The organism is Cupriavidus agavae, assembly GCF_004217045.1.
GTDB lineage: Bacteria > Pseudomonadota > Gammaproteobacteria > Burkholderiales > Burkholderiaceae > Cupriavidus > Cupriavidus agavae.
Genome location: NZ_SGXM01000004.1, coordinates 88,846 through 103,052, shown reverse-complemented (window position 1 = coordinate 103,052; position 14,207 = coordinate 88,846). Strand labels below are relative to the sequence as shown.

Below are 14,207 nucleotides of genomic sequence, written 5' to 3'. Positions count from 1 at the left end.
TCATAAATACGAATGCTTTAAAAAAATGTCAAGAGGCCGGGTTTTCCACGATTATGTGCATTTCTTTCATGTGGCACCGGGCGCGTCGGTCTGGTGGATAGCTCATGCTGATAAATCCGTTGTAATTTTCTTTTCCATCGGGATTGATAATTGAAGCTGACACACCATTTTTGCACATGAACACAATTCCATTGGATTGGATCGAGGGAATCCATCCTATGGAACCTAGTAGAGAAATATAGTTCGACGAGTGATCCGTTTTCCAAAATTCCGGTGCGGTCTTCAATGATAGGATTACGCTCATCGTTTTTTTCTTACGATCGTCGTCGTAATCTACTATTTCACGTACCTCCTTAATAAGGATACTCATATCCGCTCTCATCATTTTGCGAAAATTCCGAACGTCGCCTAATGTTGGCCCTGTGACGCATGAGTAAATCATTCCGCTTGCGACTACAAGAGTAAAAGCGAGCGAAAAAATCATATTTTTATTACTTTTCATTTGTCTCCCTACTGCTCCGCGGCCGCGTCCTTGAGCTTGCTGCCGGCGATGCCGCCCATTGACTTGGCCATGGTCTCGCCAGCCGCCTGGGTGGCTGACATTACTTGCGGGAGAATGTAACTAGAAGAATCCAAGCAAAACCCGCAATTATGCCAAGACCAACACCTTTCTTAAGTCGAGTCAATGCGCAATCAATGTCGATGTCATGCCATGGTGTACCACTTGCCAAATACTGAAGCAAAGTTGGATTGCCAGAATCGGTGCAATCATAAATTATTCCACACCATCTCACGCCGACAGAATTTCCGAATAGCTCATTCAGTAAGGGCGGTACGACAAAATCACCCACAAAAAATATTGTGGTTACTAAAGTGGTGAAGGTTAGGATGATCACTGCCATCTGACGCATCGTCAATCTGTAGTGAATTTTCATTTCTGAAGATTCTCGGCCTTATTTTTAATCCAATTGCCGATTGGCTCTTGAAAGAATCCCGCTCCTGTACCAGCCGCGATACCTGGGATTGCGCTGGGAGAGTTCCACTTGAGTATCCCGTGGCCCACGTCGATCCAATCTGGTGTCCACCATCCTCTTGGATCGATTGTGCTCGCCACAGGAGTTACAATGGCTTTCCCCATGCCATATCCCGCTACCGCACCCCCTACGGCGCCTGCAACGGCAGCATTTGGATTTTCGCCTTTCTGAGTGGCTCCAAAAAGCGCGCCGCCTGCGCTAGTTCCCAATGAGGATCCAAGTCCCGACCCTGTGGTAATGAATCCGATGGCTGTACTAATTCCGATGTCCATCCAGCTCTTATTTTCCGGTTGCGCTAGATAATTTGCGCCACCACTAATGCCTGCGCCAAATAACTTTATGCCAGCCGCAGTTCCACTTCCTCCGGTGAGATATCCCATCCCAACCAAACCAAGACCTAGCACCGCCGGCCCAACCGGATCCTTCTTCATATTGGCTTCGACAAGCTCGTTATACGTCTGCCCGGCTCCCACCTGCGACTGCCCGAGATCGTAACCAGCCCGATTGACAGGTATAAGCTCACGATTGAAATCGTGATTTACATATTCAGCTTCGGTTGAGCCGTTGCAATTCAGATTTTGGCATCCCACGATTTTACGGACGTCATAATCATGCTTGCCGCCCGCGGCGTTGGCCGTGCGTTCATCCGAGTTCCGAAGAATTTCAGCCACGATACGGCCTTCGGCCTCCTCTAACGAGATGCCAAGCTTTTCGGCCACTACCTTTGCATTCTTCGCGGCCAAGTCATATTCAGTCTGATGCAACTGCCGATTAAACCGATCCGCATTCGCCCCAGTCGCCGCCCCGGACCCACCGCCAACCGCAGCCCCAATCCCTCCAGCCAGCACATTCGCCGCCAGATTGCCGATTGCCTCGTCCAAATTGGCATTTCCGCTGCCAACCCCATCCGCCACCGACTGCCCGAGCGAAGCCAGCTTCCCGGCCGCGAGCGAGGAAGCCCCTGCGCCGACCGCCCCGGCCAGCGCATTCCCACCTCCCAACCCGGCAATCATCGCCCCGCCGGCGGCGTGGAGTGCGGCGCGGTAATCACCGCCTTCCTTCCAGCCTTCGACATCGGCGGTGGCCTTGGCCAGTCCGGCGCGGTTTTCCTCGCTGGGGTCGGCGTCGAAGGCTTGCTGTGCTTTCTTTTGCTCCGCGGCCGCGTCCTTGAGCTTGCTCCCGGCGATGTCGCCCACTGACTTGGCCACGGCCTCGCCAGCCGCCTGGGCGGCGGACATCATGTCGGCCTGCTTGTTCAGCAGGTCTTCGAGGTTGGGGCCTTTGCCCACGCCCGAGTTGGTATCGGTCGTATCTCGGTTGAGGGTTGCCACGTCCTGCTGCTGGTTAGCCGCGTCGGTGATGTCGATCGAGCCTTGCGCAATACCGGATTGCGCGATGCCGCGCTGGCTGCCGCTTTCGCTCTGGGGGATCATCGGGCTAACGCCGCCGGTGTTCTTGCCCGAGGTCTGGCCGGATGTTTCGTCCTTGACCTTCGGTCCGAAGGTGAGGCCGCCGGCCACCCCGAACGAGGTGCCCTTGAAGTCCGACTTGTTCTCGATATCGCTCCAGCTCACGGTGCCGGTGGTCAGCTTGTTCTTTTCCCTGTCGGCCCTGCTGGCGATGACGGCGCCCTTGAGATCGGTGTTGCCCTTGACCCGGATGTCGAAGCCGCCGTCGCCGGCCCGGATGCCGGACTGTTCGGCCACGTTGGCGTAGCTGCCGTCAGCCTTGCCCTTCGAGGCCGAGAACGAGCCGCTCAGCCCGCCGCCCTGGCTGAAGCTGAGGCCGCCGCCCATGCTCTGTTGCCGGGCTTTGGTTTCTTCGGTGTCCTGCCGGCTGGCGAGGTTCAGATTGCCGCCGATGTCGGCCGCCACCTTGCCGCCGCTGACCACGCCGCCGAGGATGTTGGTGTCGCCGCCGGACACGATCGAGACCGATTCACTGCCGGTGACGCGGCTGTTGACCTGCGTGGTGCCGGTGGTGTCGCTGTTACCTTTGCTCTTGGAGCCCGACACCGACACGCCAAATCCCTGTGCCCCGTACGACACCCCGATGCTGCCGCTGCTCGATTTGTTCGTGCTGTGGCTCTCGTAGGTGTCCGTGGCGGAGACCACGTTGACCTGGCCCCTGGCCGCCAGCCCCACATGTGTGCCCGAGACGCCGGAGCCGATGATGTCGAGGTTGCCGGCCGTCTGGTTGCCGTCGGCGTCGGTGCCCGTGGCGATGAAGACAGCCTTGCCGCCGGCCTGCACGTTCGATCCGGTATGCGTGGTGCTGTCCTGCGTGAGGGTGGTCTTGCTCTTGCTGGTGCCCAGCGAGAGCGTGATCGCGGTACCCGCCAGACCGCCGCCGGCCAGGCTGTTGACCGCGTCGCCGGCGCCCCTGGCCGCGTCGTACGCATCGCGGCCCGCGGCGATGCCCCACAGCGCCGAGGCCCGGCCATCCTGGCTCTTCGATGCGGAACCGACCTTCTGCCCCGCGTTGATGGCCGAGCCCAGGGCGCCGCCGCTGACGCCGAGCGTCAGGCCAGTCTGCTTGATCTCGTGGGTTTCGTCGTGGTGCGCCTTGCCCTTGGCGGCTTCGATGACCACGTCCGCGCCCACCCCTTTGAGGTCTTTGGCGGCGATCAACTGGCTGCCAGTCACCCGCAGCGTGGTGCCGGCCCGCAGGCTGACATTGCCATCGGTGCTGCCGACCAGGCTGCCCGTCTGCGTCACTGCGCTGTCGTTGTAGGTGTCCTTCTGGTCGCGCGAGCCATAGGAAAGGCCGCCGCCCGTCGCGCCAAAACCTGAGGCCCGGGTGCGCGAGTAGCTGCTGCTCTCGCTCGTGCTCTCGGCGGCGGCGATGCTCAGATTGCGGCCCGCTTCGAGCCCCAGGTCCTGCGTGGCCGCCACGGTCGAGCCGCTGATGGCGAGATCGCGGCCCGCGGTGCCGAGGATGGCGTCGCCGGACACCACCGAGCCCACGGCCACGGTCTCGCGCGAGCTGGCGGTTTTGGTCGTCTCGGATTTCGACATGAAGCCCGATGTCTTCGATTGCGACCAGCTTTGCGATGCGTGCCGTTCGGTCACCGTGCCAATGCCGATGTCGCCGGTGGCCACCAGCGCCACGGCGCCGCCGGGGCTGTCAGCGGTGCCCGTGCTGACCGACGAGCCGAGGATGGCGACGTTGCCGGCCCGCTGCGGGCCGGCGTCCACCGGGGCGATGCCGTTGGCCTGCAGGAACTCGCCCACGGCGGCGGTTTGCCCGGCCCCCAACGTGGCATTGCTGCCCGCCTGGATCGCACTGCCGCGCGCAGTTTCGTCGAACGACGATGCCGTGGATTGCGACCGCTTGTTGCTGAACGAGGCGGACTCGCGCGACTGCGTATCCAGCGACGCGGTCACCGTGGCGTCGCGCCCGGCGAGCAGGGTGGCGTTGCCGCCGGCCCCGATGGCCGAGCCAATCAGCGACGCGTCGCGTCCGGCCACGGCCGTCACGCTGCCGCCGGCCTGCACGTGGCTGCCGACGCCCGTACTGGTCCGCTCGCGCAGGAAGTCGCTGCCACCGTTCGCGCTGGCATCCTGCGTGGTGCCGGTGGTCGCCGTGCCGAGCGACAGGTCTCGCCCGGCGCCGAGCAGGGCGTCCTGGCCCGCGTTGACGCTGCCGCCGGCCATGTCGATGTCGCGCCCGGCCAGCACGCCCACGCTGTTCGTGGCCGAAATGGATCCCGCCGCCCCCACGCCCGTGGCGCTCGCGCTGTTGCCGTTGGCGAGGGTCGTGGTGTTCGTGATCGTGTGTGCTGCGTTGATCACGTCTCGTCCGGCCGTCACCAGCGTATCGGTGCCGGCGATCCGGCCGCCCACATTGCGGACGTCTTCCTGTGCTGCCACCAGCGTCGTGCCCACCGCACCGATGGTGCCCTGGTTGACCACGTTCGTACCCACCACCTGCGTGGCGAGGTCGCCGACGATCCGGCCGCTGTTCGCCACGGCCCCGGCGGCCTGCAGGCTCACCTGCTTGCCGCTGACCAGCGCGCCCGCGCCTTGCAGGTCGACGGTGCTGGCTTGCGCCAGGTAGACCTTGGGCACCAGCACGCTCTGCTGCGTGCCATCGGGCAGGGTCACATCCTGGCTGACCATCCACACCATGTCCGAGGTGAGCTGCGACATCTGGTCGGCGCTCAGGCCAACGCCGGGGGTCAGGTTCAGCGCGCCGGCATGGGCCACGCCGCTGTCCATCAGCGCCTGGTACTGCGCCAGGTTGTCGCCATGCGCGCCGAGGAACGTGCGGCCCGTCAGTTGCGTGACCTGATCCCGGATCAGCCTGGCCTCGTAGTAGCCGTCGCCGAGCCGCTTCTGCGTCTGCATCGGGTCGAGCCCGAGCTGGCCGAGCATGTAGTCGCTCGAAATGAACTGTGAGTACTGCGTGAAGCGCGGGTCGGTGGCGATCAGGTAGGTGTCGCCCGGCGCGGTCTGGTGGCGGTACAGGCCGTTGGCCGGCAATCGCAGGTCCGGCATGCCCTCCTGCCGGCCGGTGCCGCCGCCGTCACCGCCCGTGACGGTCTCGCCCGCGCGGTTCACGGTGGTGATGTCGATGGCCTGCCCGGAGGTCTTGACGGCCTGGTTGGCCGTGGCGATGGCGGGCAGGCTGGCGACGGTCGTCGGCGCCTGCGGTGTGGTGGGATAGGCGATGTCGTGGAAGCTCTCGCTGCGCCCCGTGCGCTGGTGCCAGTAGAGCGTGGACGTCTCGGTCGTCGTCACGGTCCGTTGCAGGGCCGTCCCGATGTCCTGCACCGCCCCGGCGTCGGCCACCCGGACCAGATCGCCGCCGGCCGCCATGATCGAGGCGTGGTTCAGGATCTTGCCGCCCCGGCTCTGCATCCGGATCGCACCGCCGGCCTGTATCCGGGCCGGATCCGAGGCGCTGACGAGCCGGTCGGTCGCCGTGGTGGTGGTGATGGTCCGGAGAATCTCGTTGTGGTCCGTGCCAATGTGCTTCTGGCGGACTTCGTCGGGCCGGATATGGACTTCCGGGTCAAAGTCGGGCCAGAAGGTGATGCTGTAGGTATCGCCGTTGTCCCGGATTGCCTCGAAGTACTGGGTGGGAAGGGTGGTAAGCGCGCGCGAGCAGACGTAGGTCTCCATGTTGCAGCCCTTTTCCGGATCCTGCCCGTGGAACAGTTCGATGGGAGCTTCGAGGAATGACAGGCTGCGCTTGCCGGTGTCGAGGTTCGCCACAGTGCGTTTGTCCACGGTGACCGTGATCGGCGTGCGCAGCGCATCGGTCTGCGGCGTGCTGACGCTTGCGTTCTCCGTGCCCCAGCGCCAGGCCGGGAAGGTGATGCTTGCGTAGTACTGCAGGTCCCGGCCTGTCAGCCCCGCCTGCCACAGCTTCAGCTTCTTCGTGGTCGTTGTCGGCGTGCCAGCCTCGGTCACGATGCTCGTGCGCGTGTTGCTGACCTCGGTGGCCGCGATGTCGATATCGCCCTCGGCCTCGATCGTGGCCGACCGGTTGACCAGTTCGGCCATCTGGTTGACGAGCAGGCCCGTCTGCGCATCCCGTTCGCCGTCGCGGGCGATCTGCAGGTCGCCCGCACTGTAGAGCGTGGCGCCGTCGAGATTCCGGACCGAATCGGTGGCGTAGACGTGCAGGTTTCTTACCGCCGCGACCAGTGCCGCCGGGCCATGGTTGACCACGCTCCCGCCTTGCACGGTGACGTCATTGCCGATGATCGTGCCGGTGTTGGTAGTCGTGGCGGCGTGCGTGCGGACCGTATCGCCCTCGATGCGGCCGGCGTTGGCGAGGGATTGCGTGGCCTCGACGGTAGTCGAACTGCCAACCATGCCGGCACCCCCGGCATTGACCACCTCGGCGCCTTGCACGGTCAAGCCGCCCACCGCCGCGAGCGTGCCGGTATTGGTCAGCTTGCCGCTGGCCAAGACGCGCATGTCCCCGTCGGCGCGCAGCCTGTTGTCGGCATCGTTCTCGTAGTCGCCGGCGACATCGAGCGACAGGTTGCTGCCCGCCGCCATCTCGCCGCTGCCCGAGACGGCGCCCGCCACGGTCACGTCCCGGTTGGCCTTGATGGCGCCCTTGAGGTTGTCGAGCGAGGCGACGCGAATCGTGACATCGGTGCCGCCGAGCACCTGGCCGCCGGCATTGGCAAGCGTGGCGCCGGCGTGATCGAGCGTGAAGCGCTTGCCGCCGTAGAGCAGGCCCTTGCGGTTGTCGAGCGCCACCGGCCCCACCAACGACAGGGCGCCTGCCGCCTGTACCGCGCCGTCCCGATTGTCGAAGCGGGCCGCTGCCATCGAGGCGCTGCCTTGCGTGCCGATCTGTCCGCCCCGGTTCGACACGCTGCCCGCCGCGAGGGACATGTCGCCATGGCTGGCCATCTGGCCCCGGTCGTTGCTCAGGGCGCCCGCAGCGTTGGCGGAGAGCTTGCCGCCCGCCGTCGCGGTGGCGCCGGACAGGTCGAGATCGCCAGGGCCGGCCCGCAGGTCGAGATTGCCGCCCGGTACGGTCTGGCTGCCGGCCAGATCGAGCCCCGCGCCTTGCAGTGTCACGTTGCCGCTGGCCTGGTTCTGGCCGGTCGCGGACAACGTCCCGGCGGTGGCCACCACGCTGAGGTCCGCCGGGGCGCCGGCCGTGCCATCCCGGCTCACGCCCGCCGCCAGCGTGCCCGTTGACGCCACACTGCTGCCGGCGATCGACATCCCGCCTTGCGCGGCCAGCGTGCCGCTGTTCGACAACGCGCCGCCGGTTTCGATCGAGACATCCTGCATGCCATAGGTGGTGCCGGTGTGGTCAATCCCGTCGCGGGCGCGGGCGACAACGTTTGCGCTCGCCGACGCCTGCCCGGCCAGCACCAGACGGCCCGCGGAAGTCAGCCTCAGGTCGCCGGCCTGTGCCGCCGCCACGCCGCGCAGCGACACGCCCACGCCGTGCTCGGTGGACGCCAGCAGGATCTTGTTGGCGTACATGCCGCCCAGTTCGGCGACATCGATGCCGGCGGACGGGGCAGGGCCGGCACCGGTGACTGGCGTGGCGGCCAGCGTATCGCGCCTGACGTCGTTGGCGCCGGCCACCACGCCCAGCTGGTTCGCGTACAGCGCGGCGTTGACCTGCACCGCGCGGGCGATCAGATCGACCTGATCGACGTTCGCGGCGTTCAGTCCATCGCCGTTCACTGAAATCTGCCCGGCCGTCACGCGGAAGGCATCAAGGCTGCCGCTGCCGCCGTAGACCGGCGCGCCAGTGGTCAGCGTGGCACGGCTGGTGTTGATGAAGCCGGCACCATCGACCAGGATCCCGTTGGGATTGGCCACGATCACCTCGCTGCGCGGCCCGGCCACTTCGAGGTAACCCCGTAGCTGGCTCGGGTTGGCGCTGGTCACCTGATTGACGATGATCCGGGCCGAGCCGCCCGGCAGCAGGTTGGCGTTGCCGTTGATGAAGCCGGCCTGCCGCGTGGCGATGGCGGTCGGCGAGTTGTTGAGGATGACGCCAGACTTCGGCACGTCGAAGCGGCTGTAGTCGTTGATGGAAACGCCCGCGCCCGAGGGCCGCGTGATATCGACCTGCGGCAGGCCGTTCGCGGTCTGGCCGATGGTGGGGCGGTGCGCGCCCGCGTTCGGGTCCGCCACGACCTGCGCCCAGCCATCCACGGGCAGGCCCGCCGCGATCCAGGCCGAGAGGACCAGCGTTGGCACGGCAAACCGCACGGCGGTGGTGGGGGTGGTGGGGGTGCCGCGCGTGCCAGCCCGGCTACCTGCCTCCCGGCCCTTGCCCCGGCCCGTGGCGGTTTCCTCCACGGCCATGAGCATGCGGCGATGCGGGTTGAAGACGAGGCGGTAACAACGGCGATTCATGGTTCGGCCAAAGCGCGGATTGCGGGATGGCGCGGACTGTAACCGCCGAATACCTGGTCAGACCTTAACGCAAATCAATGCCGGGCGAATCGATCGAAATGGCGTTTTTACTATGTACATCAGGGACTTGATGAGGACTGACCCGCCTGCGTTCCTGCCTGATCAGCCGGGCACCTGCAGCACGTTGAGCAGGTCAGCCAGCGCGAACGGCTTGCGCAGCGTCAGCGCATCGGGCAGGACCATGCGCTGGGCCGGTGTCAGTACCACGTCGTAGCCGCTCAGGAAGATCACGCGCAGCGCCGGCCGCAGCTGGCTGGCCTCCAGCGCCAGGTCCACGCCCGAGGTGCCGGCCAGTCCGACATCGGTCAGCAGCACGTCGATGCCATCGGCCTGCAGCGCGGCCAGCGCCTCGGCCTCGCTGCTGGCCTCGATCACTTCCATGCCGAACATCCGCATCAGTTCCGCGGTGCTGGCGCGCACCAGTTCGTCATCCTCGACGAACACGATGCGCTGGCTCACCGGCGCCGGATCGGGCACGGGCGAGCCTGCAAGGGGCGGCGCGGGCGGCGCGGCTGCGGGCGGTTCGGCCGGGGCCGGCGGCAGCGTGGCGCCGCCGCTGACCAGCATCTGCCGGACCTTGCGCGCCAGCGCCTCGTGCGTGTAGGGCTTGCTGAGCAGTTCGATGCCGGCGTCGAGCCGGCCGGTGTGCACGATGACCGTATCGGTATAACCGGACGTGAACAGCACCGCAATGCCGGGCAGGCGCTCGCGCACCTTGCGCGCCATTTCCGTGCTGCGCATCGGCCCGGGCATGACCACGTCGCTGAACAGCAGGTCCACGGCCACGCCGCTCTCGACGATGGCCAGCGCGCTCACCGCGTCACGCGCCTTGAGCACCCGGTAGCCCAGGCTCCCCAGCATCTCCACCACCGTGGCGCGCACCTCGTCGTCATCCTCCACCACCAGCACGGTTTCGCTGCCGCCGCCCACCGGGCTCGTGTCGATCTCGGTTTCCTCGTCCTCGGCCTCGTGGGCGCGCGGCAGGTAGAGCCGCACCGTGGTGCCACGCCCCACCTCGCTGTGGATCTTCACGTGCCCGCCCGACTGCCGCACGAAGCCGTAGACCATGCTCAGCCCCAGCCCGGTGCCCTGCCCCTCGCGCTTGGTCGTGAAGAACGGCTCGAACACCTGTTCCTGGATCTCGGGCGGCATGCCCGAGCCCGTATCGGTCACCGCCACCATCACGTACTGGCCGGGCGACACGTCGGCGTTGCGGCGCGCGTAGGCGTCGTCGAGCACGGCGTTGCCGGCCTCGATGGTCAGCTTGCCGTTGCCGTTCATCGCGTCGCGCGCGTTGATCGCCAGGTTCAGCAGCGCGTTCTCCACCTGGAACGGATCGACCAGCGTGTTCCAGAGACCGCCCGCGATCAGCGTCTCGATCTCCACCTCGTCGCCAAGCGCGCGGCGCAGCATGTCGTCGAGCCCGCGCACGAAGCGGCCCAGGTTCACCACCTTGGGCGCCAGCGGCTGGCGCCGGCCGAAGGCCAGCAGTTGCGACGCCAGCTTGGCCCCGCGCGCCACCCCGGCCAGCGCATTGCGCACGCGCGACTCCGAGCGGTCGTCGCCGGCCACGTCGCGCGCCAGCAGTTGCAGGTTGCCGCCGATCACCTGCAGCAGGTTGTTGAAATCATGGGCCACGCCGCCCGTCAGCTTGCCGATGGCTTCCATCTTCTGCGCCATGCGCAGCGCCTCGTCGGCATGGCGCAACGCCTCGGCAGCGTCCTTGTCGCCGGTCACGTCGCGGCCCACGCCGTGGATGCGGCCGGTCACCGGATCGATCGAAAGCGTCCACGCCATCCACCGGATCGCACCGTCGGCGCACAGCATGCGGCACTCGTGGCGCACCGGCGCGCCGTCGCGGCGCAGCGCGATCATCTGCTCGGTCACGTGGACCAGGTCTTCGGGATGCACGAAAGCCATGCAGGTCCGGCCCAGCAGCCCGTCCAGCGGATGGCCCAGCGTGCGCTTCCATGACGGGCTCACGCGTTCGAGCATGCCGTCCATGCTGGTCACCATCAGCAGGTCCTCGCTGACGTCCCAGAGCCGGTCGCGGTCGGCCACGGTCTCGGCCACGCGCCGCTCCAGCGAGTCGTTGAGTTCGCGCAGTTCCTGCTGCACGCGGTTGCGCAACTGCGACAGGCGCAGGTTGCTGGCCACGCGCGCCACCAACTCCCGGGCGCTGAACGGCTTGACCAGATAGTCGTCGGCGCCCGACGCCAGCCCGTCCACGCGCGCCTCTTCACCGGCGCGGGCCGACAGCAGCAGCACCGGCGTCTGGCGCAGCCCGGCATCGGCGCGCACCTCGCGCAGCAGGCCGAAGCCGTCCAGGCGCGGCATCATCACGTCCGAGACGATCAGGTCCGGCCGCTGGGCGCGCGCCAGCACCAGCGCCTCCTCGCCGTCGGCGGCGGTCAGCACCGTATGCCCGGCCGCGCGCAGGATGCGGAACATGTACTCGCGCAGGTCGGCGTTGTCATCGGCCACCAGCAGGCGCCCGGTCACGCCATCGGCGGCGCCGTCCAGCCCGGCTCCTTCGACGTCCTGTGCAATCGACGCCTCGGCCTCGGGCGTCCAGCGCATGGCTTCCTCGACGTAGGCCAGCGCCTGGGCGCTGGTCGAAGCCGGCTTCGACGGCGCCAGCGCGGCCGGCCGGCGCGCCGAGCGCGGCAGCGTCACGCAAAAGCGCGTGCCCCGCGCGGTTTCGCTGTCCACCGCGATCGTGCCGCCATGCAGCCGCACCAGTTCCTGCACCATCGCCAGGCCGATGCCGCTGCCTTCGATGGAGCGCCCCACCGCGCCGGCCACCCGGTGGAACCGCTCGAACAGGCGCGGCAGTTCGTCGGCCGGGATGCCGATGCCGGTGTCGCTGACCTCCAGCACCACGTCGCCCTCGGCCCCGGCGCGCAGCGACACGGCAATGGCGCCCGCATACGTGAACTTGAACGCGTTCGAGAGCAGGTTCAGGACGATGGTCTCCCACATGTCGCGGTCCACCGACACGGCATCGGGCAGCGGCCCGCAATCGACCTCCAGCCGCATGCCGGCCGATTCGATCGACGAGCGGAACAGCGACGCCAGCTCGGCCGTGAACGCCGGCAGGTCGGTGGCCTGCGGATGCATCTGCACCCGTCCGGCCTCGATGCGCGAGAAGTCGAGCAGCGCATTGACCAGCTTCAGCAGCCGCAGCCCGTTGCGGTGGGTGACCTCCACGAGCGCGCGGTCCGGCTGCGGGCCGGTGCGGGCCAGCATTTCTTCGAGCGGCCCCAGCATCAGCGTCAGCGGCGTGCGGAACTCATGGCTGATGTTCGAGAAAAACGTGGTCTTGGCGCGGTCGATCTCGGCCAGCGCCTCGGCGCGGCGGCGCTCTTCCTCGTAGGCATGGGCGTAGCTGACCGCCTGCCCGATCTGCCCGGCCACGAGGTCGAGGAACGCCCGGTAGCGGTCGCCGAACAGCCGGCACGGATTCAGGCCGACCACCAGCACGCCGTTGCGCGACGTCTCGCCCGACGTCAGCACCGGCAGGATGGCCGCCTCGCGCGGCGCAAACTGCCAGGCCCCGCCCGGCAATGGCGCCGCGAAGCGTCCGGCCAGGTCGGTCAGATGCAGCGTCACGCCATCGCGCAGCGCGGCGCCGGCCGGCCAGGGCGCGGCGGCGTGCATGCCGAGCGTCTGCGGTGCGGCCGGATGGCCACCCTCGATGCCGACGCTGCCGCATAGCGACAAGGTGTCAGTGCCGCGCTCGGCCAGATACAGCAGCGCGAACGGCAGGTCGTACGGGTTGGTGCGCAGCGCGCCCACGCTGAGCCGGCACGCCTCGGACCACGTGCGGGCGTTGACCGCCGAGGTGGCCACCTCGCGCAGCAGGTTCAGCTGGCGTTCGGCCACCACGCGCTCGGTGTCGTCGCTATTGGCGCAGATCATGCCGCCCGTGCCACCGTGGTCGTCGGGCACCGGGCTGTACGAGAACGTGTAGTACGTCTCCTCGGGGTAGCCGTTGCGCTCCATGATCAGCAGCTTCTGCTCGACGAACGTGCCTTCCACGCCAGCCATGGCGGTCTCCAGCAGCGGCGCGATCTCGCTCCAGATCTCGCTCCAGACCTGCGCCGTGGGCTGGCCCAGCGCCTGCGGGTGCTTGCCGCCGATGATGGCCTTGTACGGGTCGTTGTAGAAGAAGCGCAGGTCCTGCCCCCAGCCGATCCAGATCGGCTGGCGCGAGGTCAGCATGATGCGGATGGCGGTCTTGAGGCTTTGCGGCCAGCCTTCCGGCGCGCCCAGCGGCGTGCCGCGCCAGTCGAAGGTCCGGATCAGGGCACCCATCTCGCCGCCACCGGCGAGAAACGGGGGGGCCGGGTGGTGTTGGTCCGACGGCTGGCTGCCGTCCGCTTCTGTCATGACAATGTCTCCCCGCCGCACACGCCTGGGCCGGCGATCACGATTTTCCATGGCACGCTGCCGGCCATCAAGCGCTTTGTCATGCAGCGGGCCCGTATCTGGCCTGTATCGGCCCGCTCACAATCCGGCGCGCCGGCTGGCGCATTTCCGCCGTATAGTTCTGGCATCCCCGCACGTCGGCTTTCCGCACATGGTCGATACCCCGTTCCACTACCTGATCTCCGCATTGCTCACCGCCGCGCTGACGGTGCTCTGCGTCGGCATCCACTACGAAGCCCTCAAGCTCATCTCGTCCTTCCACCCCCGGCGGCTCAGCGGCAACCTCAATATCGGCGCGGTGATCCTGCTGATCATCGTGACCCATTGCATCGAGGCCGTGGTGTTCAGCGCCGGCTACTGGTTCGGCACCGGCATCCTGCCCATCGGGCACCTGGCCGGCATGCGCGAGCACGGCGCCATCGCCTATATCTATTTCTCGCTGGAAACCTTCACCACCCAGAGCATCGGCGACATCATCCCGGTCGGGCCCGTGCGCCTGCTGGCATCGGTGCAGCCGCTGGTGGGGCTGATCCTGATCGGCTGGTCCACCTCGTTCACGTTCCTGATCATGCGGCGCGACTGGCGCGGCGACGAGGAAGGCACAATCCCCCGATGATCCGGATCAGATGGTAGGCAAGGCGCGCGGGTGGCGGAATCGGCGTCCTTCCTACACGGATGTGGGAATACGGGAAGTTGTCGCCCTCCGGCTTCGGTGAAAAGATAAGTTGCCGCCGCCCCACCAGTCCGGGCCGGGAAACAAGAAGACGAAGACGACCGGAGAAGCACCGTGCCGACCACCCCGGAACACCCCACCACCCAGCTCACCACC

Annotated in this window: 5 protein-coding genes; 1 reads left to right on the top strand and 4 read right to left on the bottom strand. The window is 66.7% G+C overall.

The window, feature by feature from the left end; translation table 11 throughout:
• Window positions 1-28 precede the first annotated feature (28 nt).
• From EV147_RS16510 to EV147_RS16495, 4 genes are all read right to left on the bottom strand, one after another.
• The gene (locus tag EV147_RS16510; protein ID WP_130392306.1) at window positions 29-502 is read right to left on the bottom strand and encodes a hypothetical protein; all 474 of its coding nucleotides are present in this window, start codon (window positions 500-502) and stop codon (window positions 29-31) included.
• Between the two features lie 100 nt (window positions 503-602).
• Entirely contained in the window at window positions 603-902 is a 300-nt protein-coding gene (locus EV147_RS16505; RefSeq protein ID WP_130392305.1) for a hypothetical protein, read from the bottom strand.
• A 29-nt stretch (window positions 903-931) separates the two neighbouring features.
• Complete coding sequence (locus EV147_RS16500) at window positions 932-8,887, bottom strand: two-partner secretion domain-containing protein (RefSeq protein WP_130392304.1); 7,956 nt, start codon at window positions 8,885-8,887, stop codon at window positions 932-934.
• Between the two features lie 162 nt (window positions 8,888-9,049).
• On the bottom strand, window positions 9,050-13,339 hold the full coding sequence (locus EV147_RS16495; protein WP_235844778.1) for a response regulator: 4,290 nt from the start codon (window positions 13,337-13,339) through the stop codon (window positions 9,050-9,052).
• A gap of 190 nt (window positions 13,340-13,529) precedes the next feature.
• Here EV147_RS16495 and EV147_RS16490 point away from each other — a divergent pair, with 190 nt between their 5' ends.
• The gene (locus EV147_RS16490; protein WP_130392303.1) at window positions 13,530-13,994 is read left to right on the top strand and encodes an ion channel; all 465 of its coding nucleotides are present in this window, start codon (window positions 13,530-13,532) and stop codon (window positions 13,992-13,994) included.
• The last annotated feature ends 213 nt before the right edge of the window (window positions 13,995-14,207 follow it).

Excerpts from the sequence above, each read along its gene's own strand:
- EV147_RS16510 (WP_130392306.1), bottom strand. The coding sequence starts at position 502 with ATGAAAAGTAATAAAAATATGATTTTTTCGCTCGCTTTTACTCTTGTA.
- EV147_RS16505 (WP_130392305.1), bottom strand. The coding sequence starts at position 902 with ATGGCAGTGATCATCCTAACCTTCACCACTTTAGTAACCACAATATTT.
- EV147_RS16500 (WP_130392304.1), bottom strand. The coding sequence starts at position 8,887 with ATGAATCGCCGTTGTTACCGCCTCGTCTTCAACCCGCATCGCCGCATG.
- EV147_RS16495 (WP_235844778.1), bottom strand. The coding sequence starts at position 13,339 with ATGACAGAAGCGGACGGCAGCCAGCCGTCGGACCAACACCACCCGGCC.
- EV147_RS16490 (WP_130392303.1), top strand. The coding sequence starts at position 13,530 with ATGGTCGATACCCCGTTCCACTACCTGATCTCCGCATTGCTCACCGCC.